The organism is Embleya sp. NPDC050493, from assembly GCF_044458105.1.
Lineage (GTDB): Bacteria > Actinomycetota > Actinomycetes > Streptomycetales > Streptomycetaceae > Embleya.
This window is the reverse complement of sequence record NZ_JBITHP010000012.1, coordinates 197313-212903: the sequence shown is the minus strand read 5'-3', so window position 1 is coordinate 212903 and position 15591 is coordinate 197313. Positions and strand designations below refer to the sequence as shown.

Annotated in this window: 1 protein-coding gene; it reads right to left on the bottom strand. The window is 71.0% G+C overall.

The window, feature by feature from the left end; translation table 11 throughout:
- Nucleotides 1–20: 20 nt before the first annotated feature.
- Nucleotides 21–15560: an SDR family NAD(P)-dependent oxidoreductase gene (locus tag ACIBM5_RS23870; protein ID WP_396008665.1), complete on the bottom strand. Its 15540-nt coding sequence runs from the start codon at nucleotides 15558–15560 to the stop codon at nucleotides 21–23.
- Between the last annotated feature and the right edge of the window lie 31 nt (nucleotides 15561–15591).

Genomic DNA, 15591 nt, shown 5'->3' with positions numbered 1-15591 from the left:
CGGAACTGCTCATCGCCGAATCACGCTTCCTGAATCGCGTCGTCGGGGCCGAAGCCCTCGAGTGCCATGCTGATCAAGCTCTCGGCATCCATCTCGTCGATGGACTCCTTGTCCGCCGAGCCACCGGTGTCGAACCCGAGCCCCGGGTCGGCGACTCCGGCGAGCTCCAACAGCCGATCCAGCAGGCCGGCATCGCGAAGTCGCTGGAGCGGGATGTTCCGCAGAGCATCGTGGAACCGGTCCCGACCGGCCGCGAATTCGGCGTCGGCCTCCGGGTCGGGCGCGAGTTCGGTCCCGATGTGCTCGGCCAATACGAGCGGGTTCGCGTAATCGAAGACGAGCGTCGACGGAAGCCGCAGGCCGGTGGCCGCGTTCAAGCCGTTACGGAACTCCACCGCGGAGAGCGAGTCGAAGCCCAACTCGGCAAACGCCCGCTCGGGTTCGATCGCCTCCGCGTCGGCATGGCCCAGAGTCGCCGCCGCCTGACCGCGGACGACGTCCAGCAGGGCATTGTGGCGTTCGGCCGCCGACAACCCGTCCAGACGCCGACGCAGCGTAGCTCCCGCGTCCGAACGCACCATAACCGAACGCCGCGACGGGCCGCTGCGCCCGAGACCGCGTAGCAGGCTCGGCAGTTCCGTGCTCGACAGCGTGTCCGGGTCGAACCGAACCGGTGCCAGGGCGGCTCGGTCGAGTGTGGTCGCGGCGTCGAAGAGCGCGAGGCCCTCCGCCACGGACAGCGGCAGCACACCGCCACGTGCGAGCCGCGCCCGATCATCGGCGGCCAGGGAACCTGTCATCCCCCCGTCGGCGTCCCACAGTCCCCAGGCCAACGACAATGCCTGCCGCCCACCCGCCCGACGATGCACGGCCAAACCGTCCAGGAAGGCGTTCGCCGCCGCGTAGTTGCCCTGTCCGGCACCACCCAGCACACCCGCCGCCGAGGAGAACAGGACGAACGCGGAGAGGTCCATGTCCCGCGTCAACTCGTGCAGGTGCCAGGCCGCGTCCGCCTTCGGACGCAAGACGGTGTCCAGGCGCTCGGGAGTCAGCGAGGAGATCACCCCGTCGTCCAGGACCCCCGCCGCGTGCACGACACCGGTGAGCGAACGACCGGCCAACAGCTCGACGACCGCGGCCCGATCGGCGACGTCACACGCCACGACCTCCGCCTCGGCGCCCAGCTCCGACAGTTCCGCGACCAACTCCGCCGCCCCCTCGGCCGCCAAGCCGTGCCGACTGGTCAGCAACAGCCGGCGCACCCCGTATCGCGTGACCAGATGCCGTGCGAACAGGGCACCCAAGGTGCCGGTGCCACCGGTGATCAACACCTCGCCATCCGGATCGAACGGCACGGTGGCGTGCGGGACTTCCGCGACCGGCACCCGCACCAACCGCGCCGCGTGTGCCACACCGCCGCGCACGACGACCTGCGACTCGCCGGATCCCACGACGGCGAGAGCGTCGACGTCGGCACTTTCGTCGAAGTCCGCGAGCACGAACCTCCCCGGCTCCTCCGACTGGGCCGATCGCACCAGTCCCCAGACCGCGGCACCGGCGAGATCGGTGACGTCCTCCCCCTCCAACGCCACCGCGCCGCGCGTCACCACCACCAACGTCGCGTCCGCGAACCGCTCTTGCGTCGACCACGACTGCACTGCGTCCAGGACCCGAAGCAGGGCGGCACGGACGACGGCAGGCCCCGAACCACCCGACACGGGCAGCACCACCACCTCCGGAACGACCCCGCCGGAGTCGAGCTCGTCCCACCCGACCACGTGAGCGTCGCGAGGCTCGGAAGCGACCTTGGTCCAGGTCAGCTGATGCAGCGCGTCGTGGTGACGCGACGCGGTGGCGAGTCCCTCCGCTGCGACCTCGCGCAGAGTCAGCGACGCAACCGACGCCACGGGCAACCCGGCCGCGTCCGCGAGCCGCAGGGACACCGCGCCCGTGCGAACCGGGGTCACCCGTACGCGCAGTGCCGAGGCCCCGGAGGCGTACAGCTCCACGCCGGACCACGAGAACGGCAACGCCGCCCGCTCGCCCGCAGCCCCCGACAACGCGATCGCCTGCAACCCCGCGTCCAGCAACGCCGGATGCAACCCGAACCGCCCGGCATCGGCCCCCGCCCGCTCCGGCAACTCCACCTCGGCGAACACCTCGTCACCGAGCCGCCACGCCGCACGCAGACCCTGGAACACCGGACCGTAACCCAACCCCGCCGCCGCCAACTCCGGATAGAAATCGGCAAGATCGACCACCGCCGCACCCATCGGCGGCCAGGAGGTCGGTCCGAAGGAAGGCTCCTCGTGCTCGGCGGCCGACAGCACGCCCGTGGCGTTCCGCGTCCAGGTGGTTTCCGACGTCTGGTCGGGGTGCGAGTACACGGTGAGCGCACGTCGTCCGGTCTCGTCGGCACCGCCGACCACCACCTGGAGCTGCACCGCCTCCTGCTCCGACAGCACCAGCGGGGCCTGGAGCGTCAGCTCCTCCACCCGGCCACAGCCGACCTGGTCGCCCGCACGCACGGCCAGCTCCACCATCGCCGCACCCGGCAACAGCACCACCCCGCCGACCTGGTGATCGGCAAGCCAGGCATGCGTGCCCACCGAGAGTCGGCCCGTGAACACGACGCCGTCGGACTCGGGCAGGGGAACCATCGCGCCCAGGAGCGGGTGTTCGGGCGAACCCAGGCCCATCGAAGCGGCATCACCCCCGGCCGGGGCCTCCAACCAGTAACGCTCCCGTTGGAAGGCGTAGGTCGGCAGTGCGACGCGGCGGGCGCCGTGGCCGGCGAAGAACGCGTCCCAATCCACCGGCGCGCCGCTCACGTGCAACTCACCCACGGCCGACAGCAGGGTCGTCACCTCGGGCCGGTCCTTGCGCAGCGCGGGGACCACGACGACATCGTCGTCTGCGACGCACCCGCGCACCATCGCCGACAACACGCCGTCCGGGCCGAGTTCGACAAACCGGGAGACCCCGCGCGACCGCAGGAATGCCACCCCGTCCGCGAAACGCACCGCCTCACGCACATGCCGAACCCAATAATCCGCCGACACCGGCCCATCGAACAGTTCACCCGTCACATTCGACACCACCGGAATGGACGGCGCCGCATACGACAACCCCTCGGCCACCGCCCGGAACTCGTCCAACATCGGGTCCATCAACTCCGAGTGGAACGCATGCGACACCACCAGCCGACGCGTCCGCCGACCCTCACCCGCGAACTTCGCCGCCACGGCGGCGACGGCGTCCTCGGCGCCCGAAAGCACCACCGAGTCGGGGCCGTTGATCGCGGCCAACCCCACGCCGTCGCCCAACAGCGGCAACACCTCGGCCTCACTCGCCCGCACCGCCACCATCGCCCCACCCGACGGCAACGCCTGCATCAACCGCCCACGCGCCGCCACCAACCGCACCGCATCACCCAACGAGAACACCCCGGCCACATGCGCCGCCGCAATCTCACCGATCGAATGCCCCGCCACGAAATCCGGCCGCACACCCCACGACGACACCAACCGAAACAGCGCCACCTCCACCGCGAACAACGCAGCCTGCGTGAACACCGTCTCGTTCAAACCCTCACCCGAACACACCACACCCCACAACGACCCACCCAACAACGGATCGAACAAACCACAAACCTCATCGAAAGCCGCCCGGAAAACCGGAAACGCCCCACACAACTCCACACCCATCCCGACCCGCTGCGCACCCTGACCCGAGAACACGAACGCGGTCCCCCCGGAACGCACCGCGCCCACCGACGAACCCTCGGCCACCGCCGCCAAACCCCGGAGCAACCCGTCCCGATCCGTCCCCGACACCACCGCACGATGCTCGAAGACCGCACGCGACGTCGCCAACGAAAACCCGACATCCCATGGACGAAGCTCGGGACGTCCCCGCACATATGACGTCAACCGCTCGGCCTGAGCCCGCAGTGCCGGCCCGCTCTTGGCCGACAGGGCCCACACGGTCGGCGATACGACCTCGTCGTCCGCCGGCAGCGGGGCCGTGATGCTCTCGACCTGTTCCAGGATCACGTGCGCGTTCGTGCCGCTGATCCCGAACGACGACACCGCCGCCCGCCGCGGCCGACCCACCTCCGGCCACGCCCGCGACTCCGTCAACAACGCAACCGCACCGGCGGACCAATCCACCTCCGGCGTCGGCTCGTCCACATGCAACGTCATCGGCAACACGCCGTGCCGCATCGCCTCCACCATCTTGATCACCCCCGCCACACCCGCGGCGGCCTGCGCATGCCCGATGTTCGACTTGATCGACCCCAACCACAACGGCCGACCCTCCGGCCGATCCTGCCCATACGTCGCCAACAACGCCTGCGCCTCGATCGGATCACCGAGGGTGGTGCCCGTCCCGTGCGCCTCCACCACATCCACATCGGCCGCGACCAACCCGGCACTTCGCAACGCCTGCCGAATCACCCGACGCTGCGCCGGGCCATTGGGCGCGGTCAAGCCGTTCGATGCCCCATCCTGATTCACCGCCGAGCCGGCCACCACGGCGAGCACCTGATGCCCATTGCGCCGAGCATCCGACAGCCGCTCCACCAGAAGCATTCCCACGCCCTCGCCCAGCGCCGTGCCGTCGGCACCGCCGGCGAAGGACTTGCACCGCCCATCCCTGGAAAGCCCCTGCTGGGCGCTGAAGTAGACGAACGTGTCCGGTGAGGCCATCACCGTCACGCCGCCGACCAACGCCAGCGTGCACTCCCCCGACTGCAGCGCCTGGATCGCCCAGTGCAGCGCGACCAGCGATGACGAGCACGCCGTGTCCACCGTCACCGCCGGGCCCTCCAGGCCCAGGACGTATGAGACGCGACCGGAGGCGATGGCACCCGAGTTGCTGCTGTAGGCGTAGTCGTGGTGCATCATCCCGGTGAACACACCGGTGCTACTGCCGCGCAGGGTGGCCGGATCGATGCCGGCGCGTTCCAACACCTCCCACGAGGTTTCCAGCAGCAGCCGCTGCTGCGGGTCCATCGTCGACGCTTCGTTCGGACTGATCCCGAAGAAGTCGGCGTCGAACTCCGCCGCGTCGTAGAGGAATCCGCCCTCCTTCACATACACCGAGTCGACGCGTTCGGCCTGCGGATCGAAGAGCCGGCCGAGGTCCCAGCCGCGATCCGCGGGGAACTCGGAGATGGTGTCCCGTCCCTCGGCCAGCACCTGCCACAGGTCCTCCGGCGAGCGCACGCCGCCCGGATAGCGGCAGGCCATGCCGACGATCACGATCGGGTCGTCGGTCGCGCGCACCGACCCGGCCGCCGGCGCCGCCTCCCGTTCGTCGAGCCGACCGGAGAGTTCGGCCGCCAGATACCGCGCAAGCACAATCGGCGTCGGGTGGTCGAATACCAGCGTCGCCGGAAGCCGGAGTTCGGTGGCCTCGTTCAGCCTGTTTCGGAAGCCGACCGCGGCCAGCGAGTCGAAGCCCAGGTCGCGGAACGCCCGTTCGGGCTCGATCGCCTCGGGTCCGGCGTGCCCGAGGATCGACGCGGCCTGCGCGCGCACCATGTCGAGCAGCAGAGCCTCCTGCTCCGGGTGGGGCAACCGCGCCAGCCGGTCCCGGAGGCCGTCCGCCCACAGGGCGGTGGCCTCGACCGTGCGGCGCGCCACACCGCGGACCAGGCCGCGCAGGATCGGCGGAACCGCCTCGCCTACGCCCAGCGCACGTGGGTCGAGCCGGATCGGCACGAGCGCGGCGTCGGGGAGCCCGGCGCCGGCGTCGAACAGCGTCAGCCCGTCCTCGGTTGCGAGCGGCAGCACGCCGCCCCGGGAGATCCGGGCCCGATCGGTCGAGTCCAGCGTCCCGGTCATCCCGCTCGCCTGATCCCACAGGCCCCAGGCCAACGACGTGGCGGGCAGCCCGTGCGCCCGCCGATGGGTGGCCAGGGCGTCCAGGTACGTGTTCGCCGCCGCGTAGTTGCCCTGGCCGGGGGCGCCGAGAACGCCACCGGCGGACGAGAACAGGACGAACGCCGACAGGTCCATGTCCCGCGTCAACTCGTGCAGATTCCAGGCCGCGTCCACCTTCGGACGCAGCACCGTGTCCATCCGCTCGGGAGTGAGGGAAGCCAACAGTCCGTCGTCCAGGACGCCCGCCGCGTGCACGACGCCGGTCAGCGAACGACCTGCCAGCAACTCCGCCAGCGCCTCACGATCAGCGACATCACACGCCACCACCTCCGCCGTGGCGCCCAGGCCGGACAACTCCTCGATCAACTCCGCCGCACCGTCGGCCGCCACGCCACGCCGACTCGTCAGCAACAGTCGACGCACGCCGTACCGCGTGACCAGATGCCGCGCGAACAGGGCGCCCAGCGTGCCGGTACCACCGGTGATCAGCACGGTGGCATCCGAACCGAACGCGTCCGGGGTCTCCCCGATCGGCACCCGCGCCAACCGCGCCGCATGCGCCACGCCCTCACGCACCACGACCTGCGGTTCGCCCGACGCCAACGCCACCAGGAGGTCGTCGTCTCGACCATCCAGATCCGCCAGCACGATCCGCCCCGGCTCCTCCGACTGGGCCGATCGCATCAGACCCCACACCGCCGCACCGGCCAGATCGGTGACGTCCTCGCCCGGCAGGGCCATCGCACCACGCGTCACCACCAGCAACGTCGCGTGCGCGTACCGCTCGTCCATCGACCACGATTGCGCGATCCGCAACACCCGGTGCGTCTCCGCATGCACGGCGGCGGCATCACGCCCACCGCCGCAGCGCAGCACCACGCACGCGGGAACCACGCCGTCGGGCGCCAACGCGTCCCACTCCACGAAGTCCCCGGTCACCTCGGCCGTGCCGGAAACCACCGGCCACTCCACCCGGAACAGTGCATCGCGCAGCACGGACCGCCCCGCGGCCGGCGGCCCGACCGGCACCGGCCGCAGCGCCAACGACTCGACGGCGGCCACCGGCCGGCCGCTCACGTCGGCGATCGCCAGGGCGACCCCACCGTCGGCCGCGGCCCACACTCGCACCCGCAGCGCCGAGGCACCCGCCGCGTACAGTGCCACCTGCGACCAGGCGAACGGCAGCGAAGGCCCGGTCGGCAAGCCGTCGGTCAGCCCGATCGCGTGCAACGCGGCGTCCAGCAGGGCCGGGTGCAGACCGAAACGTTCCGCGTCCGCGTGCGCCGACTCGGGCAGCGCGACCTCGGCGTACACGTCGTCGCCGTGCCGCCAGGCCGCCCGCAGGCCCTGGAACACCGGCCCGTAGCCGAGCCCGCTCTCGGCCGCCTCCGAGTAGAAGCCGGCCAGGTCGATCGCGGTCGCGCCGGCCGGCGGCCACGCCGTGAGGTCGAACGCCGGCGGCGGCGCGCTCGCCGTCAGCAGACCGGTCGCGTGCCGCGTCCAGTCCAGGTCCGCGGCGGCGGACTCGTCCCGCGAGTACACCCCGAGCGGCCGCACACCGGACTCCTCGGCCGCGCCCAGGACCACCTGTACGCGGACCGCACCCCGTTCGGGCAGGAGCAACGGCGTCTCCAGGGTCAGCTCCGCCACGTTCGCATAGCCCACCCGGTCGCCGGCCTGGGTGGCGAATTCCACGAACGCCGTCCCCGGCAGCAGCACCGTGCCGCCCACCGCGTGCTCGGCGAGCCAGGTCTGGGTGCCCAGGGACAGCCGTCCCGACAGGACCACGCCATCCGAATCGGCCGCGGACATGGTGGCACCGAGCAGCGGGTGATCCGCCGCGTCCAGTCCGGCGGAGGCAATCCCGCCGGCGTCGGCGGGCGGCCGAAGCCAGAAGCTCTCACGCTGGAACGCGTACGTCGGCAGTTCGACCGGCCGCGGCGCGGCCTCGGCGAACAACGGCCGCCAATCCACGCCGGCGCCCTGCACGTACGCCTCCGACAGCGAGGTGACGAACCGGCGCAGCCCGCCCTCGTCCCGCCGCAGCGAACCCACCGTCGCCGCCGCCGCGCCGGCCGACTCGACGGTGTCCGCGAGTCCCACGAGCAGCCCCGGGTGCGGGCTCGCCTCGACGAACAGGCCGAAGCCGTCGGCCAGGAGCGCCCGGGTGGTCTCCTCGAAACGGACCGTGTTCCGCAGGTTGGTGTACCAGTATTCGGCGTCCAGTCCCGAGGTGTCGAAGAGTCCGCCGGTCACCGTCGAGTAGAAGGCGATCGATCCCGTACGCGGACGCACGTCCGCCAACGTGTGCAGGAGTTCGTCGCGGATCTCCTCCACGTACTTCGAGTGCGACGCGTAGTCCACCGGAATGATCCGGGCCCGGACCCCCTCCGACTCCAGTTGCGCGTGCAACTCGGCCAGCGCGTACGGGGCCCCGCAGACGACCACCGAGGTCGGACTGTTCACGACCGCGAGCTGTAGGTCGTCCCGACCCTCGATCCGCTCCAGGGCCCGCGATCGGGACAGTGCGACCGACATCATCCCGCCCCGCCCGGCCAGGCTCCGGCGAATGATCCGGCTGCGCAACGCGACGACGCGGGCACCGTCTTCGAGGGTCAGCGCGCCCGCGACACAGGCCGCCGCGATCTCGCCCTGCGAGTGACCGACCACGGCGGCCGGTTCGACCCCGAAGGCCCGCCACGCCTCGGCCAGCGAGACCATCACCGCCCACAACACCGGCTGTACGACGTCCACGTGCTCCAGCGTCGGCGCGTCCGGCTCGCCGCGTAGAACCGCGAACAGATCCCAGTCGACGAACGGTGCGAGCGCGGCGGCGCATTCATCCATGCGCTGGGCGAAAGCAGGTACTTCCGCCGACAGTTCGAGCGCCATACCCGACCACTGCGATCCCTGGCCGGGGAAGACGAAGACCGTCCTGGCCTCACCCGCCGCAATGCCGTGCACGACGTTGTCGGCAGGTTCGCCCGCCGCCAATGCCGCGAGGGCGGACAGGAGTTCGGCCGGGTCCGTACCGACCACCGCGCCACGGTGCTCGAAGGCGCCGCGCGATGTCAGCAGCGCGTGGCCCACGTCGACCGGGGTCCACTCGCTCCCGCGCAGGTACTCGCTCAGCCGGGCCGCCTGCCCGCGCATCGCCTCGCGTCCGCGCCCGGAGACGACGAGCGGTACGACGGGCGGTGCGGCAGGTGTGGCCCGCGCCGACGTTTCGACCTCGGCCGGCGCCTGCTCCAGGATGACGTGCGCGTTCGTACCGCTGATACCGAACGACGAGATGCCCGCCCGCCGGGCCCGCGAGGTCTCCGGCCACGGCTGAGGCTGCGTCAGCAACCGTACGTCGCCCGCCGACCAGTCGACCTGTGGCGTCGGCTCGTCTACATGCAGGGTCTGCGGCAGTACGCCGTGCCGCATCGCCTCGACCATCTTGATGATGCCGGCGACGCCGGCGGCGGCCTGGGTGTGGCCCATGTTCGACTTGATCGACCCCAGCCACAGCGGCAGGTCCTCGGGGCGATCCTGTCCGTACGTCGCCAACAACGCCTGTGCCTCGATCGGATCGCCGAGCGTCGTACCGGTGCCGTGCGCCTCCACCGCGTCCACATCGGCATAGGTCAGCCCGGCGTTCGCCAACGCCTGCCGGATCACCCGGCGCTGCGCCGGGCCGTTGGGCGCGGTGAGGCCGTTGCTCGCGCCGTCCTGGTTGATCGCGGTGCCGCGGACCAGGGCCAGCACCCGGTGACCGTTGCGGCGCGCGTCCGACAGCCGCTCGACGAGCAGCATGCCCGCGCCCTCGCCCCAGCCGGTGCCGTCGGCCGCCGCCGCGAACGACTTGCAGCGGCCGTCCCTCGAAAGGCCGCCCTGTCGGCTGAACTCGATGAAGGTCTCCGGGGTGGCCATCACCGCGACCCCGCCGGCCAATGCAAGGGAGCACTCCCCGGAACGCAGCGCCTGCACGGCCAAGTGCAGGGCGATCAGCGAGGACGAGCACGCGGTGTCCACCGTCACCGCCGGGCCTTCGAGGCCCAGGACATAGGAGACCCGCCCGGAGGCGATCGCGCCCGTGCTGCTGTTGTACGTGTAGTCGTGGTACATCATCCCGGCGAACACGCCGGTGCTGCTTCCTCGCAGGGTGGCCGGATCGATGCCGGCGTGCTCCAGCGCCTCCCACGAGGTTTCCAGGAGCAGGCGCTGTTGCGGGTCCATCATCAGCGCTTCGTTCGGGCTGATCCCGAAGAACCCGGGGTCGAACGAGGGCGCCTCGTGCAGGAAGCCACCCCGGTTGACGTAGCTGGTGTCCGGCCGCAGCCCCTCCGGGTCGTAGACGCGCTCGATGTCCCACCCTCGGTTCACCGGGAACTCCGAGCCGGCGTCCCGGCCTTCGAAGACCAGCCGCCACAGATCATCCGGCGACTCGATGCCGCCCGGGTAGCGGCAGCTCATCCCGACGATGGCGATCGGATCGCCGTCGAGCGCCGGCCCGGCGGCGGCGATCAGGCCGTCGTCGACGGAGCCGGAGACCTCCGCCAGCAGGAACTCGGCCAGTACCACCGAGTTGGGGTAGTCGAACACCAGCGTCGTCGGCAGCCGCAGCCCGGTTGCCTCGCGCAGCCCATTGCGCAACTCGACACCGGCCAACGAGTCGAAGCCCAGGTCGCGAAAGGCGCGATCCGGGGCGATCGCCTCGGGCCCGGCGTGGCCGAGGACCATGGCCGCACGCGTGCGCACGAGCAGCACCAGTGCGTCGTGCCACTCGGCCTCGGGCAGACTCGCCAGCCGTCGCCGCAGCGTGTCCGCATCGGCTCGAACCCCCGCGGCACTGCGGCGCGCCACCGGGACCAGGCCGCGGTACAACTCCGGCAGCGAGTCGCCCTGGGCGCGCAACGCGGCGAGATTCAGGGCGATCGGGAGCACGGCGGTCTCGCCGAGGGCCGTGTCGAACAGCGCGAGTCCGTGGTCCGCGGTCAGCGGCAGTACGCCGGCCTGCGCCATCCGGGACAGATCCGCCTGCGACATGGCTCCGTTCATGCCACCCGTCTGGTTCCACAGTCCCCAGGCCAGTGACAGCGCGGGCAGGCCGTCGGCGCGACGTCGCGCGGCCAAGCCGTCCAGGAAGGCGTTCGCCGCCGCGTAGTTGCCCTGACCGGGGGAACCCATCACACCGGATGCCGAGGAGAACAGGACGAACGCGGAGAGGTCCATGTCCCGGGTCAACTCATGCAGGTTCCACGCGGCTTCGGCCTTCGGGCGCATGACCGCGTCGATCCGCCCGGGGGTGAGGGAGGAGATCACGCCGTCGTCGAGGACACCCGCCGCGTGCACGACACCGGACAGGGTACGACCCGCCAACAGCTGGGCCAGCGCGGCCCGATCGGCGACGTCACACGCCACGACCTCCGCCTCCGCGCCCAGTTCCGACAGCTCCGCGACCAACTCCGCCGCACCCTCGGCCGCCGGACCACGCCGGCTCGTGAGCAACAGCCGGCGCACGCCGTGCCGAGTCACCAGATGACGCGCGAACAAGGCACCCAACGAACCGGTGCCGCCGGTGACCAACACCTCGCCGTCCGCGCCGAACCGGTCGGTCGGCTCGGCTTGCTCCGGCACCGCGACCCGGACCAGGCGCGCCGCGCGCACCACTCCATCACGCACCAGGACCTGCGGCTCGCCCGAGTCCAGCGCCAGACCCACATCCGCCCGGTCGCCGTCGACCAGTACGATCCGACCCGGCTCCTCCGACTGGGCCGATCGCACCAGACCCCACACGGCGGCACCCGCGAGGTCGGTGACGCCCTCCCCCTCCAACGCCATCGCGCCGCGGGTCAAGACCACCAACCTGGCGTCTGCGAAGCGGTCTTCGGACAGCCACGACTGCACCACGCCCAGGACCCGGTCCAAAGCCGTACGGACGGCCTCCGGCCCCGAGCCACCCGGTACGGGCAGCACCACAACCTCCGGTACCACCCCGCCCGAGTCGAGTTCGTCCCACGCCGGCGCGGTCACCACACGAGTGGTGGCGGCAACGGGGATCCAGTCGAGGCGGTACAGCGCATCGCGGCCCTCGGCCGTGACCGGACCATCCTCGGACAGTTCCCGCAGCGCGAGTTCGTCCACCGACGCCACCGGGCGACCGACCGCGTCGGCGATCCGCAGGGACACCGCGCCCGTGCGAACCGGGGTCACCCGTACGCGCAGTGCCGAGGCCCCGGAGGCGTACAACTCCACGCCGGACCACGAGAACGGCAACGCCGCCCGCTCGCCCGCAGCCCCGGACAACGCGATCGCCTGCAAACCCGCGTCCAGCAACGCCGGATGCAACCCGAACCGCCCGGCATCGGCCCCAGCCCGCTCCGGCAACTCCACCTCGGCGAACACCTCGTCACCGAGCCGCCACGCCGCACGCAGACCCTGGAACACCGGACCGTAACCCAACCCCGCCGCCGCCAACTCCGGATAGAAATCGGCAAGATCGACCACCGCCGCACCCACCGGCGGCCACTGTGCGGGTTCTTCCTCGCCTCGACCGGTCCCGGCCGTCAACACGCCGGCGGCATGGCGCGTCCATATGGGCGTGTCCGTGCGACGGGAGTACACGTGCACCGGTCGGTCACCCGACCGATCGGCGGCATCGACCACCACCCTTACCTGCACATGGCCCTGATCAGGCAACACCAGCGGTGCCTGGAGGGTCAGCTCCGCCAACCGCCCGCAGCCGACCTGGTCACCGGCACGCACGGCCAGTTCCACATGACCGGTACCGGGGAACAACACGGATCCGCCGACCACGTGATCGGCCAACCAGCGGTGCGACTCCACCGACAGCCGACCCGTGAACACGACTCCGTCGGACTCCGGCAGGGGCACCATCGCGCCCAGCAAGGGGTGTTCGGGCGAGTCCAGACCGGCGGAGGCGACATCACCGCCGTGCATCGAGGGCTCGACCCAGTAGCGCTCCCGCTGGAAGGCGTAGGTCGGCAGCGCGACGCGGCGGGCGCCGTGGCCGGCGAAGAACGCGTCCCAGTCGACGAAGACCCCGTTCACGTGCAACTCGGCCAGCGCGGACACCAACGACTCCGCCTCGGGACGACCCTTGCGCAGCGCCGGCACCACCACGGTGCCGTCCTCGGGCACGTTCTCCCGCACCATCGCGGACAGGACGCCGTCCGGGCCGAGTTCGACGAAACGTGTCACACCACGCGCGGTCAGGGCACGTACACCGTCCGCGAAACGCACCGCCTCGCGCACGTGCCGGACCCAATATTCCGCCGAGACTGTCGCATCGACCAGTTCACCCGTCACGTTCGACACGACCGGGATGGACGGTGCCGCATACGACAGCCCCTCGGCCACCGCCCGGAACTCGTCCAACATCGGGTCCATCAACGCCGAGTGGAACGCGTGCGACACCACCAGCCGACGCGTCCGCCGACCCTCACCCGCGAACTTCGCCGCCACCCGTTCCACGGCGTCCTCGACACCCGAAAGCACCACCGAGTCGGGTCCGTTGATCGCGGCCAACCCCACGCCGTCGCCCAACAGCGGCAACACCTCGGCCTCACTCGCGCGCACCGCCACCATCGCCCCACCCGACGGCAACGCCTGCATCAACCGCCCACGCGCCGCCACCAACCGCACCGCATCACCCAACGAGAACACCCCGGCCACATGCGCCGCCGCGATCTCACCGATCGAATGCCCCGCCACGAAATCCGGCCGCACACCCCACGACGACACCAACCGAAACAGCGCCACCTCCACCGCGAACAACGCGGCCTGCGTGAACACCGTCTCGTTCAGACCCTCACCGGAACACACCACATCCCGCAACGACCCACCCAACAGCGGATCGAACAAAGCACAGACCTCATCGAAAGCCGCCCGGAAAACCGGAAACGCCCCACACAACTCCACACCCATCCCGACCCGCTGCGCACCCTGACCCGAGAACACGAACGCAACCGGCCCGTCCGAGGCGACACCCCGCACCACGCCCGCCCCGACACCACCCTCGGCAACCACCGACAACCCACCGGCCACATCACCCGCAACCACCACCGCACGATGCGCCAACACCGCACGCGAGTTCGCCAACGAGAAACCGACATCCAGCGGACGAAGCTCGGGCAACTCCCGCACATGCGCCGCCAACCGCGCGGCCTGCGCACTCAACGCCGCCTCGCTCTTGGCCGACAAGAGCCAAGGCACCGGAACACCCTCCGGCCACTGCGGCTCCTCCTGCGCAACGGCGAGGGGCTCGCCCTCCTCCAGGATCACGTGCGCGTTGGTCCCACTCACGCCAAAGGAAGAAATGCCCGCCCGACGCGGATGCCCGTTCTCCGGCCAAGGCCGGGACTCGGTCAACAACCGCACGTTCCCCTGCGTCCAATCGACATACGTCGACGGCTCGCTGACGTGCAGCGTCTGCGGCAGCACGCCATGCCGCATCGCCTCGACCATCTTGATGATGCCGCTGACCCCCGCGGCGGCCTGCGCGTGGCCGATGTTCGACTTGATCGACCCCAACCACAACGGCCGACCCTCCGGCCGATCCTGCCCATACGTCGCCAACAACGCCTGCGCCTCGATCGGGTCACCGAGCGTGGTGCCCGTCCCGTGTCCCTCGACCGCGTCGACTTGCGCGGCCGGCACGCCGGCGTCGGCCAATGCCTGTCGGATGACGCGCTGTTGCGCGGGACCGTTGGGCACGGTCAGGCCGTTGGAGGCGCCGTCCTGGTTGATCGCGCTCCCCCGCACCACGGCCAGCACGGGATGTCCGTTGCGGCGGGCGTCGGAGAGTCGTTCGAGCAGCAGCATGCCCGCGCCCTCGGCCCAGCCCGTGCCGTCCGCGTCATCGGAGAACGCCTTGCACCGGCCGTCGGGCGCGAGTCCGCGCTGGCGGCTGAACGCGACGAACGGGGCCGGTGTCGCCATCACCATGACGCCGCCGGCGAGGGCGAGCGTACATTCCTGTCGGCGCAGCGACTGGGCGGCCAGATGCAGGGCGACCAGCGACGAGGAGCATGCCGTGTCCACCGTGAGCGTGGGGCCCTCCAGGCCGAGCGAGTACGCCACGCGGCCGGAGATGACCGCGGGCGAGACGGCCGTGGACATGTACGCCTCCGCGGCTTCCGGGGCGCGCAGCAACAGGTCGCCGTAGTCCTGGATGCCGGAACCGGCGAACACCCCGACCGGCGTGCCGCGCATCGCGTGCGGGTCGATGCCGGCTCGCTCGAAGACCTCCCAGGACGTCTCCAGCACCAGGCGCTGCTGCGGGTCGGTCGCGACCGCTTCGCGCGGCGACATGTCGAAGAAGGCGGCGTCGAACTCCCCGGCGTCGTGCACGAATCCGCCTTCGCGGACATAGCTCGTGCCGGCTTGGTCGGGGTCGTCGTGGTGCAGGTCGCCGAGGGGCCAGCCGCGATCGGTGGGGAAGGTGGTGATCGCGTCCCGGCCCTGTGAGACCAGGTGCCACAGGCCCTCGGGATCGCGCACGCCGCCGGGAAAGCGGCAGCTCATCCCGATGATCGCGATCGGTTCGTGCTCCTGGCCCTCCACCTCTTGGAGCCGCTGCCTGGTCTGTTGCAGGTCGGCGGTCACCCGCTTGAGGTACCGAAGCAGCTTGTCGTCGTTTCCCGTGCCGCTCTCGTTCGCCATCTCCGCCTCGTTCGCCATCCCAGCCTCACAA

Excerpts from the sequence above, each read along its gene's own strand:
- ACIBM5_RS23870 (WP_396008665.1), bottom strand. The coding sequence starts at position 15,560 with ATGGCGAACGAGAGCGGCACGGGAAACGACGACAAGCTGCTTCGGTAC.